The organism is Salinicola sp. LHM, assembly GCF_034479735.1.
Classification (GTDB): Bacteria; Pseudomonadota; Gammaproteobacteria; order Pseudomonadales; family Halomonadaceae; genus Salinicola; species Salinicola salarius.
Window position 1 is genome coordinate 4,191,494 of record NZ_CP140261.1, and the last position, 13,170, is coordinate 4,204,663.

Annotated in this window: 12 protein-coding genes; 4 read left to right on the forward strand and 8 right to left on the reverse strand. The window is 63.3% G+C overall.

Features of this window, described 5'->3' with window-relative positions; all coding sequences use genetic code 11:
* Positions 1–18: 18 nt before the first annotated feature.
* From R5R73_RS19120 to erpA, 8 genes are all read right to left on the reverse strand, one after another.
* Positions 19–930, reverse strand: a complete 912-nt coding sequence (locus R5R73_RS19120) for a ParB/RepB/Spo0J family partition protein (protein ID WP_322528404.1) — start codon at positions 928–930, stop codon at positions 19–21.
* Between the two features lie 28 nt (positions 931–958).
* Positions 959–1,726 (reverse strand): ParA family protein, encoded by a 768-nt coding sequence (locus R5R73_RS19125; protein ID WP_071232470.1) that lies wholly within the window; start codon positions 1,724–1,726, stop codon positions 959–961.
* A 128-nt stretch (positions 1,727–1,854) separates the two neighbouring features.
* A complete protein-coding gene (rsmG, locus tag R5R73_RS19130) occupies positions 1,855–2,502 on the reverse strand; it encodes a 16S rRNA (guanine(527)-N(7))-methyltransferase RsmG (protein ID WP_322528405.1) in 648 nt (215 codons plus the stop codon).
* Positions 2,499–4,394, reverse strand: a complete 1,896-nt coding sequence (gene mnmG / locus R5R73_RS19135; RefSeq protein WP_322528406.1) for a tRNA uridine-5-carboxymethylaminomethyl(34) synthesis enzyme MnmG — start codon at positions 4,392–4,394, stop codon at positions 2,499–2,501. Before mnmG ends, rsmG begins: the two co-directional genes overlap by 4 nt.
* Positions 4,395–5,155: 761 nt before the next feature.
* Positions 5,156–5,947 carry an amino acid ABC transporter ATP-binding protein gene (locus tag R5R73_RS19140; protein WP_322528407.1) on the reverse strand — a complete coding sequence of 264 codons (792 nt, stop codon included), beginning with the start codon at positions 5,945–5,947 and terminating at the stop codon, positions 5,156–5,158.
* Positions 5,944–6,612: an amino acid ABC transporter permease gene (locus R5R73_RS19145; protein ID WP_110636429.1), complete on the reverse strand. Its 669-nt coding sequence runs from the start codon at positions 6,610–6,612 to the stop codon at positions 5,944–5,946. The genes R5R73_RS19140 and R5R73_RS19145 overlap by 4 nt, the downstream gene beginning before the upstream one ends.
* Before the next feature lie 140 nt (positions 6,613–6,752).
* Entirely contained in the window at positions 6,753–7,514 is a 762-nt protein-coding gene (locus tag R5R73_RS19150; RefSeq protein ID WP_244179952.1) for a transporter substrate-binding domain-containing protein, read from the reverse strand.
* 265 nt (positions 7,515–7,779) lie between these two features.
* On the reverse strand, positions 7,780–8,133 hold the full coding sequence (gene erpA, locus R5R73_RS19155; RefSeq protein WP_087720425.1) for an iron-sulfur cluster insertion protein ErpA: 354 nt from the start codon (positions 8,131–8,133) through the stop codon (positions 7,780–7,782).
* A gap of 285 nt (positions 8,134–8,418) precedes the next feature.
* Between erpA and R5R73_RS19160 the strand changes: the two genes are divergently transcribed.
* The 4 genes from R5R73_RS19160 to hemL all read left to right on the forward strand — a co-directional run bounded on the left by R5R73_RS19160 (position 8,419) and on the right by hemL (position 13,167).
* Positions 8,419–10,170 carry a chloride channel protein gene (locus tag R5R73_RS19160; RefSeq protein WP_244179953.1) on the forward strand — a complete coding sequence of 584 codons (1,752 nt, stop codon included), beginning with the start codon at positions 8,419–8,421 and terminating at the stop codon, positions 10,168–10,170.
* Between the two features lie 145 nt (positions 10,171–10,315).
* The gene (gene thiD / locus R5R73_RS19165; RefSeq protein WP_110636435.1) at positions 10,316–11,143 is read left to right on the forward strand and encodes a bifunctional hydroxymethylpyrimidine kinase/phosphomethylpyrimidine kinase; all 828 of its coding nucleotides are present in this window, start codon (positions 10,316–10,318) and stop codon (positions 11,141–11,143) included.
* Positions 11,144–11,145: 2 nt separating this feature from the next.
* Positions 11,146–11,856: a thiamine phosphate synthase gene (gene thiE / locus R5R73_RS19170; protein WP_110636438.1), complete on the forward strand. Its 711-nt coding sequence runs from the start codon at positions 11,146–11,148 to the stop codon at positions 11,854–11,856.
* Between the two features lie 21 nt (positions 11,857–11,877).
* A complete protein-coding gene (gene hemL / locus R5R73_RS19175) occupies positions 11,878–13,167 on the forward strand; it encodes a glutamate-1-semialdehyde 2,1-aminomutase (protein ID WP_110636441.1) in 1,290 nt (429 codons plus the stop codon).
* Positions 13,168–13,170: the final 3 nt, after the last annotated feature.

The following is a 13,170-nucleotide window of genomic DNA, read 5'->3' on the forward strand; positions in this document are numbered from 1 at the left end:
TTGACGATTCATCACTCTTCAGCGGATGTGGCCGAGTATGCCATCCAGTTCGTCGAGGCTGGTGTAACGAATGGTGACTCGCCCCTTCCCGGAACTGTTGTGATGAATCTTGACCGGTGCACCCAGCAGGTCGGCCAGGCGATTCTCGAGCCGCCCGACATCCGCCGGTGGTCGCTTGTCATCGGCCTTTTTCTGGCCGCTGGCGATCTGTTTCACCAAGGCTTCGGTCTGGCGCACGGTAAGCTCCCGCGCCACGACTTCGTGCGCGGCGTGCCGCTGCTTGGCGGCCGGCAGGCTGAGCAGGGCGCGGGCGTGTCCCATGTCCAGATCGCCACGTTCGAGCAGCGTCAACACCTGCGGTTCCAGCGCCAGCAGACGCAGCAAGTTGGCGACCTGGGCACGGGAGCGCCCTACCGCATCGGCGACCTGCTGCTGGGTCAGTTCGAACTCGTCGAGCAGACGCTTGAGCGCCATCGACTCCTCGACCGGGTTGAGGTTCTCGCGCTGAATGTTCTCGATCAGCGCCAACGCCAGCGCGACCTCGTCGCTGACTTCGCGAATGACTGCCGGAATGGTATCGAGCTCGGCCAGTTGAGAAGCCCGCCAGCGACGTTCGCCGGCGATGATCTCGTAGCGCTCTGCGCCAATTTGTCGCACCACGATCGGCTGCATGACGCCTTGTGCACGGATCGAATCCGCCAGCTCTTCCAGGGCTTCGGGCTGGATGTCGCGTCGTGGCTGATACTTGCCTCGGGTCAACTGGCGCAGCGGCAACCGCTCGAGTCTTTCTTCGACAGACTGGGATTCCGGCGGCGCCTGTGCGGGTGACGGCGTATCCGAATCGGCCTGCGACAAACTGTCGCGGCGACGGGCACTGGACCCGATCAGAGCGTCGAGACCGCGACCCAAGGGGCGTTTGCGCGTCGTCATGGGGTGTTCCTCGCAGCAGTCATCGTCATTACAGCGCCAGCCGGCGAATCAGTTCCTTGGCCAGAACACGGTGCGCCTGGCTGCCACGCGAGAGCCGCGCGTATTTGGTGACCGGCACGCCGTGACTGGGCGCTTCCGCCACGCGAACGTTGCGCGGGATGGTGGTCTTGAGCAGGGAATCGCCGAAATACTGGCCGAGCTGCTTGCTGACGTCTCGCGTCAGGCTGTTGCGAGGATCGTACATGGTTCGCACGATGCCGAAGATCTCGAGCGTGGGGTTCACGCTCTCCTGGATCTGTTCGACGGTATCGAGCAGCGCCGAGAGTCCTTCGAGCGCGTAGAATTCGCACTGCACCGGAATCAGTACGCCATGGGCGGCGGTCAGGGCGTTGACCGTCAGCATGTTGAGCGACGGCGGGCAGTCGATCATCACCACGTCGTAATCTTCGGCGACGCTCCCGACGGCGGTTTGCAGCACCCGTTCGCGGCCATCGCGGTCGAGCAGATCGACCTCGGCAGCGGTCAGGTCGCCATTGCCCGGCAGTAGCGCATAACCGGCAACGGCGCAGTCGACGATCACCTCGGCGGCACTCTTGTCGCCGAGCAGCACATCGAGCACGCTGCCGTCGAGATCGTGCTTGTCGACCCCGCTGCCCATGGTGGCGTGGCCCTGGGGATCGAGATCGATCAGCAATACGCGACGATCGAGTGCCGCGAGGCAAGCCGCCAGATTGACCGCGGTCGTGGTCTTGCCGACACCGCCCTTCTGATTGGTCAATGCGATGATTCTGGTCACTGGCGACTCCCTTCGTCGAAACTGATCCTGTGGATCGCAAGCGATCCGCTAACGCTAAATCGGCATTGGCATCGACGCCGCTGTCCTCATGCCCGGCTCATGACGCGTCCATCGATCTCACGAGACGCTTATCGACGATGGCCTGCATCATCGACCCGCCCGAGACGAAGCAGTTGCCGTTCGGCGTCGTCGACACCGGGCACCGTCAGGGCGAGACGCTCGTGCACCGCGACATGGGCCGGCACGGATTCGAGCTCTCGGGGTTCGAGCCCCCCTTTCATCGCCAGCCATTCTCCGCCTTCGGCCAGCAAGGGCTCGGTGAGCCCGATGAAATCGCCCAGCGAGGCGAAAGCGCGCGAGATGATCTGGTCGAACGTGGCGTCGAAGGCTTCGACCCGAACCTGCTCGCTGCGCACGTTATCGAGCCCGAGTTCCATCACCGCCTGACGCTGGAAGCGCACTTTCTTGCCGTTGCTGTCCAGCAGCGTGACTTGAAGCCCAGGATCCAGAATGGCCAGTACCAGCCCCGGGAACCCGGGGCCGGAGCCCACGTCCAGCAAGGTGGGGCCGCTCACGGCAAAGGCCACGCTGGCGCTGTCCAGCAGATGGCGGCTGACCATCGCCTCGGGCGAGCGTACTGCGGTGAGGTTATAGGCGCGATTCCACTTGTGCAACAGCGCGAGCAGCGACAGCAATCGCTCACGCTGACGGCGGTCGATCTCGATATTCAGTGCCGCCAGACCCTCGTCCAGCCGGCGTTCACAAACCGGTGTCATGCGCTCAATGCCTGGCTGTCGTCGATCAGGCGACGCTTCTTGAGATGGATCAGCAGAATCGAGACGGCGGCCGGGGTCACGCCGGAAATGCGACCGGCCTGGCCCAGCGTCTGCGGCCGCGCCTGCTCGAGTTTCTGGCGAATCTCGTTGGAGAGCCCTTCGACCCTGGCGTAATCCAGCGATTCCGGCAGCGGTGTCGCTTCGTGACGTCGCAGACGATCGATCTCGTCCTGCTGGCGCGCGATATAACCCTCGTACTTGGCCTCGATCTGCACTTGCTCGGCGACGGGCTCTTCGCTGACGGCCTCGCCCTTGAGCGAGGCCACGTCGGCGTAGGTGAGCTCGGGCCGCTTGAGCAGATCCATCAGGCTGTACTCGCGCGCCAACGGCTGTCCGAGTTTCTCTGCCACGCGCTCGGCTGCCGGCGTTTTCGGCTGGACCCAGGTCGAACGCAGCCGGGCGCTCTCCTGCTCGATCCGATCACGCTTGGTGGCGAACGCCGACCAGCGGTGATCGTCGACCAGGCCCAGCTCGCGCCCGGTGGGGGTCAGGCGCAGGTCGGCGTTGTCTTCGCGCAGCAGCAGCCGGTATTCGGCCCGCGACGTGAACATGCGATAGGGCTCCTGCGTGCCCATGGTGATCAGGTCGTCGACCAGCACGCCGAGATAGGCCTCGTCGCGTCGCGGCCACCAGGCGGATTCCCCCTGGGCACGGCGAGCGGCGTTGATACCCGCCAAGAGCCCCTGGGCGCCGGCTTCCTCGTAACCCGTCGTGCCGTTGATCTGACCGGCGAAGAACAGGTTGTGGATAAATTTGGTTTCCAGCGAGTGCTTGAGATCACGCGGATCGAAGAAATCGTATTCGATGGCGTAGCCGGGCCGCGTGATATGCGCGTTTTCCAGTCCGGTAATCGAGCGCACGACCTGTAGCTGAACGTCGAACGGCAGGGAGGTGGAAATCCCGTTCGGGTAGAGCTCGTGAGTGTCCAGACCTTCGGGTTCGATGAACACCTGATGACTGGTCTTGTCGGCGAAGCGGTGGACCTTGTCCTCGATCGACGGGCAGTAGCGCGGCCCCACGCCTTCGATCACGCCGGAATACATCGGCGAACGGTCGAGATTGGCGAAGATGATCTCGTGGGTTCGCTCGTTGGTATGGGCGATATGACAATCGACCTGGCGCGGATGCTGCTCGCGGCTGCCCAGATACGACATTACCGGCAACGGCGTGTCGCCGGGCTGTGGCTCGAGGCTGGAGAAATCGACGCTCTTGGCATCGATCCGCGGTGGTGTCCCGGTTTTCAGCCGATCGACCCGGAACGGCAGCGCACGCAGACGTTCCGCCAACGCGTTGGCCGGCGGATCGCCGGCGCGACCGCCGGCATGATGATCCAGCCCGATGTGAATCACGCCGCCCAGGAAGGTACCGGTACACAGCACCACGGTATCCGCCATGAAGCGGATGCCGGTCTGGGTCCGGACACCGACGACGGTGTCGTTTTCCACAATCAGATCGTCGACACCCTGCTGGAACAGCGTGAGATTCGGCTGGTTCTCCAGGATGCCGCGAATGGCGGCCTTGTAGCGCACGCGATCCGCCTGGGCTCGAGTGGCGCGAACCGCCGGCCCTTTGCGGGAATTGAGCACGCGAAACTGGATGCCGGCCAGGTCGGTTGCCTGTGCCATGGCACCACCCAGGGCATCGATCTCCTTGACCAGATGGCTCTTGCCGATCCCGCCGATGGCGGGATTGCAGGACATCTGACCCAGCGTCTCGATGTTATGCGTCAGCAGCAGGGTGCGGGCACCGCCACGTGCCGCTGCCAGAGCGGCTTCGGTACCGGCATGGCCACCGCCGATCACGATGACCTGAAAACGGTCGGGATACTCCACGGTTTACCTCACGAGGTGCTGAAAACGAGTAGCTCGAACAGGCACCCGACAGTGAATGAATCTCGAAAAGCCGCCCAGTATAAACCTCCTGTGGGTAACCGTCAGGGGTTTTCCACACCCGATTGTCTTCAGCCCACCAGCCAGCAGAGTCATTACTAAATAAAGAAAAATATATAAAGAAGTTCTGTTGTGGTAGTAACTAATGGTGTGGATGCTTTCAGTGGATAAGTCGAATTACTCTATGGATGATAACCACTTGCATTGTTATTCGATTGTTTGAAAAGCACTGGGGAGGCTGCTGACAACGGCGTTGGTTCCTGTGGACAGAAGATCGCTTTGTACACATCGCCAGCCGCACACGGGTTGTCCACCGCCGCATACGCCAACTGTTACCGCGATGGTCAACAAACCGCGGATTCCTCGCCAGCGCCGGACGAAGCAGGGTTACAGCCAGATAGGCGAAAAAACTATCCACAGGCGGAAAAACGCGCCTGGGATAACCATGAATGACGAAATCGGCCTTGGCCGACCCGATTTTTCGACCCTGAGGCGAACCGATGGCTCGGCGTTTATCGCTCGAGCCAGGAGACGAAGCGGTAAGACGCGGCGAAGAGGACAGGCGGAATGGCGATGGAAATGAAGAAGCGCGGTGCAGGAAGGGCTGAGCGTGCTGGAGGCGGGTAGAGCGTACCTCGAGGAAGGCGGACACCGGAAATGCCTCCGGTGCCCGCGGTTTTCGGAACGCTCGGCCCGCGTTCGGGCTAGTGCTTGAGTACCCGTGAAAGGAACGCTTGCGTGCGTTCGTGGCGGGGATGATCGAAGAGCTGCTCCGGCGGGCCCTGCTCGACGATCTGGCCGCCGTGGACGAAGACCACACGATCGGCGACCTCGCGAGCGAAGCCCATCTCGTGAGTGACGATCATCATGGTCATGCCGTCGTTGGCCAGTTCGCGCATGGCGTCGAGCACCTCGCCGATCATCTCCGGATCCAGCGCGGAGGTGGGCTCGTCGAACAGCATCAGCCGCGGCTCCATGGCCAGCGCTCGGGCGAGCGCCACGCGTTGCTGCTGCCCGCCGGAGAGCTGGGTCGGATACTTGTCGGCCTGATCGGCAATGCCGACCCGTTCGAGCAGCTTGTCGGCGATGGCGTTGGCCTGGTCGCGCGTGACGCCGCGGACCTTGCGCGGTGCCAGCGTGACGTTGTCGCGGATCGACAGATGCGGGAACAGGTTGAACTGCTGGAACACCATGCCGACTTCGGTGCGCACCGCCTGCAGGGACTTGCCGCTGGCGCCGTTGGGCATCAGGGTCTTGCCGTCGACTTCGATACGCCCGGACTGAAACGGTTCGAGCCCGTTGACGCAGCGGATCAGGGTCGATTTTCCCGAGCCGCTGGCGCCGATGATCACCACGACTTCGCCGTGGGCCACGCTGAGATCGATCTCCTGCATCACGTGCAGGTTGCCGAAGTGCTTGTCGACCTTGTCGAGCCGGACGATCGGCGACGCATCCGCCGCCCGGTCGGTGTCTTGACTGGTTACGCTATCGTTCATCCCACCAACCCCTTGCGTTCGAGCAGACTCAGAGCCAACGACAGACTCAGGGTGATCGCCAGGTAGAGCAGGGCGATCATGAAGTAGACCTCCAGCGCGGTGAAGGTATTGGCGATATAGACCTGTCCCTGGCGAACCAGCTCACCGACGCCGATGACCGAGAACAGCGAGGTGTCCTTGATGCTGACGATGCCCTGATTGCCCAGTGCCGGAATCATGCGGCGCAGTGCCTGAGGCCAGATCACGTAGCGAAAGGTCTGGGGTGGCGACAGCCCCAGCGACAGCCCGGCTTCACGCTGCCCCCGTTCGATCGATTGAACGCCGCCGCGCACGATTTCCGAGATGTAGGCACCGGCGTTGAGGGCGATGGCGGCGATACCCGCCGTCAGCGCATTGATGGGGCCTCCAAGCAGGGTGGGCAGGCCATAGAAGATGAACAGCACCTGGACCAGCACCGGCGTACCGCGGAACACTTCGACATAGACCACGGCGGGCCAGCGGAGCCAGCGCGTGGGGCCGATTCGCATCAATCCGAAAATAATGCCGATGAGGAAGCCGATCGCCAGACCGGCAAAGGAAATGAGCAGGGTGTAGGGCAGACCCTTGAGTAGAAAGGGCAGGGATTCGATCGCCGCCTGCCAGTCGAACTGGAAGTTGAACTCCACGGGGTATCTCCGTTTGGCAACGAGATGAAAGACCTCACCGCCCTGCGATGAGGCCTTCCAGAATGTCTTTTGCAGTCACGGTAACCACAAAAAACGGGGCCAGCGCTTGTGGCGCCGGCCCCGGGGTCAGGTTCGATAGATCATTTGGCGTCCGGTGCTGCGCCGAACCACTTTTCGTGAATCTTGTCGTAGGTACCGTCTTCGTGCATGGCCTTCAGTGCCTCATTGGCAGGTTCGACCCACTGGCTGCCCTTGGCGAAGGCGATGCCGTACTGCTGACCTTCATAGAGCGGGCCGGCGGTCTTGACCTTGCCTTGCCCCTTGGTTTTGGCGAAATAGCCGACGTTGGGCGCATCGTAGAAGACGGCATCGGCGCTGCCGCCCATCAGGGCCATGTACATGTCGGAGCTGCCCGGATAGGGCGTGATCTCGGCATCGTCGCCAAGGTTTTCCTGCAGATAGTCGTAGCTGGTGGAGCCGATCTTGGTGGCAATGCGCTTGCCTTCCAGATCGTCCAGCGAGTCGATGTCGCTACCGTCGGATACCAGGATTCGCAGCCCGGAATCGTAGTACGGGTCGCTGAAATCGACGATCTCCTGGCGTTCATCGGTAATGGTGATGCCAGCGATCGCCAGATCGACGTTGCCGGTCTGCACGGCGGGAATGATGCCGTTGAAGTCCATGGTATTGAGATCGACCTTGAAGCCGGCGCGGTCAGCGATCTCGTGCAGGATATCCATATCGAAGCCAACCATCTCGCCGCTGTCCTGATCCATCATTTCGAACGGCACGAAGCTGGGATCGGTGACGGCCTTGAGGGTGGTGTCCTGTGCCGAGGCCAGACTGGAGGCACCCAGGGCGAGGGCGAAGGCGGGAATGGCGAGCCATTGGCTCGGAGTCATGTTGTTTTTCATAGGTTCCTCTAGTCATTGTTCGATTTGGACAATCGACCACTACCTTGAGGAAAATTGTTACTCAACGTCAAGTCGACCTAGGTGTCGTTCGACAATGGCTGCGTTCGTCCGGACGCGTGAAAATCGTGACATGAGGCTCGTGGACTCGGACCCGCGTCCGAGTCGTTTTCTCGGTTTCGCCTTGATCATGCCTTCCGGTTCGAGCGGCGCTCGAACTCATCGGCTTGAAACCCCGGTTGTGCTGGCTGGCCTTTCAGACCGAGAACGAGGCGCCACACCCGCAGGTAGACTGGGCGTTGGGGTTCTTGATGATGAAGCGGGCACCGGCCAGGCCTTCCTCGAAATCCACCGTCGAGCCGACCAGGTATTGATAGGAGAGAGCGTCCACCACCAGGCTGACGCCATCGTTGTCGATCACGGTATCGTCCTCGGCGGTCTGGTCGCCGAGATCGAAGCCGTATTGAAACCCCGAGCAGCCGCCGCCGGTCACGTAGACCCGCAGTTTCAGGGCTGGATTGTTCTCTTCGGCGATCAGCGCCTTGACCCGCTTGGCAGCGGCATCGGTGAAGAACATCGGGGTTGGAGCGAAAGACTCCACTGTGCTCATCGTCACGCTCCCGTGCGTGCCGGTCATGGGCCGAGACCGGCTTATCGAAAATGACGTGGGCGAAATTCGCCCGATTGATGTCCATTATCGTTAATACCAAGTAAAAGGGTCAACTAATGGGCGCTGCCGCATTCGAGCGCCGTCGGCGTCCTCCACTGTCCGATGTGGATAGGTGTATGATGTCATTCCCGTTAACCGCTCGCACGGCGTGGCTGTCGGCCTGGACAGGTATCGCGCACGAAAGACGAGCGATCCGGATCGGGCAAGGAGAGGGGTTTGTCACGCGTGCCGCGGTTCGTCCCACGCCTCAATCTCGAACGTTTTCGGCGCCAGCTGGCGAGCGTCGATGCCATGCCGCAACTCTGCTTGCTGGGGACGCTCGCCGGTATCCTGACCGGCACCGTCATGGTCGTGTTCCGTCTGTTGCTGGAATTCGGCGCGCTGTTCTTCATCCCCGGCGACAATCCGGAAGCCTTCGAAACCTTGCCGCCGGCATTTCGCGCGGGCCTGCCGCTGATCGCCGTCGCTCTGATCGGCATCTGGTTGTGGCCGCAGCCCAATCGCGCGCTGAAGATGGGGATCGGGCACGTCATCGAGCGTCTCGCCTACCATCAGGGCAAGATGCCGCTGCGCAACTGGATCAATCAGTGGTGGGTCGGCGTCATCTCGGTCATCGGCGGGCTGTCGGCCGGCCGCGAAGGCCCGGCGATCCATCTCGGTTCCGCGGCCTCGAGCTGGATCGGCTCGCGTCTGCGTCTGCCCCACAACAGTCTTCGCGTACTGGTGGCGTGCGGTACGGCGGCGGGGATTTCCGCCTCGTTCAACACGCCGATCGCCGGCGTCATCTTCGCCATGGAAGTGGTGATGATGGAATACACCATTGCCGGTTTCATGCCGGTGATCCTCGCTGCCACCATGGGCGCGCTGGTCTCCTGGACGGTCTACGGGGCCGAACCCGCGTTCAGTGTGCCGCCATTGCAGCTCAATTCGCTGCTGGACCTGCCCTGGATCGTGTTGACGGCGCTGGTCGTGGGCGTGCTGGCTGGTGGCTTCGTGCGGCTGGCGCAGGGGCATGCGTCGATTGCCCGAATCCCGTTTGCTCTGCGTCTGGCCATCGTCGGTTCGCTGACCGGGGCCGTGGCGTGGTGGTATCCGCAGGTGCAGGGGATCGGCTACGACAGCCTGGAACAGATGCTCAACGGGCCAATGGCCCTGGACGTGCTGCTGGTGCTGGCGGTGATCAAGCTGGCATTGACGGGCATCTGCCTGGCCGGCGGTGTGCCGGTAGGCGTGATCGGGCCGATGCTGGTGTCCGGCGCTGCCGTGGGCGCGGTAATGGGAATGGTCGGCGGTACCCTGCTGCCGAGCGTGGTCACGACGCCGAATCTCTATGCCGTCCTCGGCATGGCGGCGATGATGGCGGCGGCGCTGCAGGCCCCTCTGGCCGCCTTGCTGGCGCTGCTGGAACTGACCCGCAATTCGGCGATCATGTTGCCCGGCATGCTGGCGGTGGTGGTGGCGGTGCTCACGGCACGCCAGCTCTGCCGCTGCCAGGGATTCTTTTTATCCAGCCTCAACCAGCAGGGGCTTCATCCGCTGCAGCAGCCGTTAATGCAGGCGCTGTCGCGGGTCGCCGTGCCGGCCGTGATGGAGCGTAACCTGGTGCGCACGCCTCGGGTCATCGACCACGACCGGGCCAAGGCGCTGCTCGATTCCAAGCCGACCTGGCTTGTGATCATGCAGGAGGACAGGGACAAGCCGCCCCTGGCGATGAAGGCCGCCCATCTGGCGCGGGTACTCCACGACGAGGCGTGGCTCGCGGAGCATGAGCAGATCGATCTCGAAGAAGTGCCCGGTCAACGGCTCGATCTGGCGCCGGTGCATCTGGAAGCGACGCTGTCCGAAGCCTACGACACGCTCAACGAATCCGGTCTCGACGCGCTCTACGTCGAACACACCACGGCGCCGATGATCCGCAAGATTTCCGGTATCATCACTCGCGAGGCGATCGAGAACTATTATCGACGTAAGCGCTGACGTAGCGGGATGGCCGTCTAGGCGCTGCCGGGCGCTGGCACTCAGGACACACCGAAGCGATCGATGAGGAGAACCCCATGCGAGAAACGACAGGTTGCCTCGCCACACGATCCCGAGCGGTGACGAACGTCCCGAGGAGGGCATCATGATTCGCTACGACGACAAACCCGTGGTGATGATTCTGGCGGGCCACGACCCCAGCGGCGGCGCAGGACTGGTCGCGGATGCCGAGGCGGTGAGAGGTTGCGGCGGCTGGCCGGTGACCGTGCCCACGGCGATGACCGTCCAGTCGACCCGCGACGTGATCAGCGTCGAGCCCTGCAGCGGCGATTTCGTCCGCCGTGCAGCGCGCGCCCTGTTCGACGATTTCCGCATCGCGGCCATCAAGGTGGGGCTGATTCCCAATCTCGAGGTGCTGGAGGCGGTGATCGATGTCGCCCGGATGAGCCCCGGCACGCCGCTGATCGTCGATCCCGTATTGCGCAGCGGTGGCGGTTCCGAGTTATCCACACCCGGTTTGCTCGAACCGATTCGTCACCGGCTGCTACCCCTTGTGGATATCTTGACGCCCAACCGGCGCGAGCTGACGCTGCTCTCCGCCAGCGCCGATGCCGACGAAGTGGCGCGGGTGGTGGAGGTGATGTCGCTGGGCTGCGCCGCAGTCCTGGTCACCGGCACCGATCCGCTGGACGGGGAAGCGACGGCGGGCAACGTGGTGCATACCCTGCACACCCCGGAGCTCAATCGTCAGTGGCAGTGGCCGCGGCTGCCGGCCGACTATCACGGGTCGGGATGCACGCTGGCCTCGGCACTGGCGACCCGGCTGGCCGCCGGCGAGGGTCTGGCAGCGGCCTGCGCCCAGGCTCAGCGGTTCACCTGGGATACCCTGGACAACGGTCTGGCGCTGGGCCAGGGCCAGTATCTGCCGGACCGGGTCTGGCGCGCACCCGACTTCGATGCCACGCTGGAATGATGATGCCGACACGCTCGAATCCATCGGCCCTGAACGGGCTCTACGCGATCACCGACAGCCATCTGCTGCCGGATGATCGAACCCTGCTAGCTGGCTGCGAAGCGGCGCTGGAAGCCGGTATCGTGCTGCTGCAGTATCGCGACAAGTCTGTCGACACGAATCGGCGCCAGCGGCAGGGCGACGCGCTGGCGGCACTCTGCGAACGCCATGCGGTGCCGTTGATCGTCAACGACGATCTCGAGTTGGCGTTGCGACTGCAGCAGCGCTGGGGAGACGTCATCGGCCTGCACGTCGGTCAGGAGGATGTCTCGCTGGCGGCTGCCAGACAGCGGCTGGGCGGCCGCGCCATCATCGGTGCGACTTGCCACGATTCGCCGACGCTGGCGAGCAAGGCGGCCGATGCCGGCGCCAGCTATCTGGCATTCGGACGCTTCTTTGCCTCCCGGACCAAGCCGGAAGCGGCGCCAGCGCCGCTGTCGATACTCGACGAAGTCGCGCCACTGGGGTTGCCGCGAGTGGCGATCGGCGGTATCGATGCGGGTACCGCAAGTCGGGCTCGTGCGGCGGGCGCCGAGATGCTGGCGGTGGTCCATGCTATTTTCGGTGCGCCGGATATTGCCCGCGCGGTGCAGGAGCTCAATGCCATTCTCGCCGAGGCGCCCCTGTCGAATTCCGCCATCGATGGAAAGCCTGTCATCGATCGATGTCAGTAGAACTTTGCTAGAGAGAACACCATGACGACATCCGCCGAACTGTTCGAACGCGCCTGCCGGCATATCCCCGGCGGCGTCAATTCCCCGGTACGTGCCTTCAAGGGCATGGCGCAGCCACCGGTCTTCGTCGAGCGCGCCCAGGGCGCCTATCTATTCGACGTCGAGGGCAAGCGTTACATCGACTACGTGGGCTCCTGGGGGCCGATGATCACCGGTCACGCCGACCCGGAGGTGTTGAACGCCGTTCGCGAACGCCTGGACAACGGCCTCTCCTTCGGGACGCCGACGGCGATCGAGACCACCATGGCCGATCTGATCTGCGAGATCATCCCCTCCATCGACATGGTGCGAATGGTCAACTCCGGCACCGAGGCGACGATGTCGGCGATTCGCCTGGCGCGGGGCTACACCGGGCGCGACAAGATCGTCAAGTTCGAGGGCAACTATCACGGCCATTCGGATTCGCTGCTGGTGAAGGCGGGGTCCGGTGCGCTGACCCACGGCGAGCCCAGCTCCCCGGGGGTGCCGGCATCGCTGGCGGAGCATACGATCACGCTGGCCTACAACGATATCGAAGCCGTGCACGAGTGCTTCGAAGCCATCGGCGAGCAGATCGCCGGGATCATCGTCGAGCCGGTGGCCGGTAACATGAACTGCATCCCGCCGCAGCCCGGCTTCCTGGAGGCGCTGCGCGAGGTGTGCGACAACCACGGCAGCGTGCTGATCTTCGATGAGGTCATGACCGGGTTCCGCGTGGCGCTGGGCGGCGCTCAGGCCCATTACGGCATCACGCCGGATCTGACCTGTCTGGGCAAGATCGTCGGCGGCGGCATGCCGGTCGGTGCCTTCGGCGGCAAGCGCGACATCATGGAGCAGATCTCCCCGCTGGGGCCGGTGTATCAGGCCGGCACGCTGTCGGGCAACCCGCTGGCGATGGCGGCTGGTATCACCCTGCTCGGCAAGATACGTCAGCCCGGTTTCCACGAGGCGCTTTCCACCCGCGTGGAAACCTTGTGTGAAGGTCTCGAGGCGCGTGCCCGCGATGCCGGTATCGATCTGATCACGCAGCGCGCCGGGGGTATGTTCGGGCTATTCTTCACGGCGCAGCAGCGGGTCGACAACTTCGGCCAGACCATGGCTTGCGACGCGCAGGCATTTCGCGATTTCTTTTCGCACATGCTGGAATCCGGCGTCTATCTGGCTCCTTCCGCGTTCGAAGCCGGATTCATGTCGAGCGCGCACACCCACGACGATATTCAGACGACCTTATTGGCCAGCGAGCGGGCGTTCGCCGCCATGCGTCAGCCATGAGAC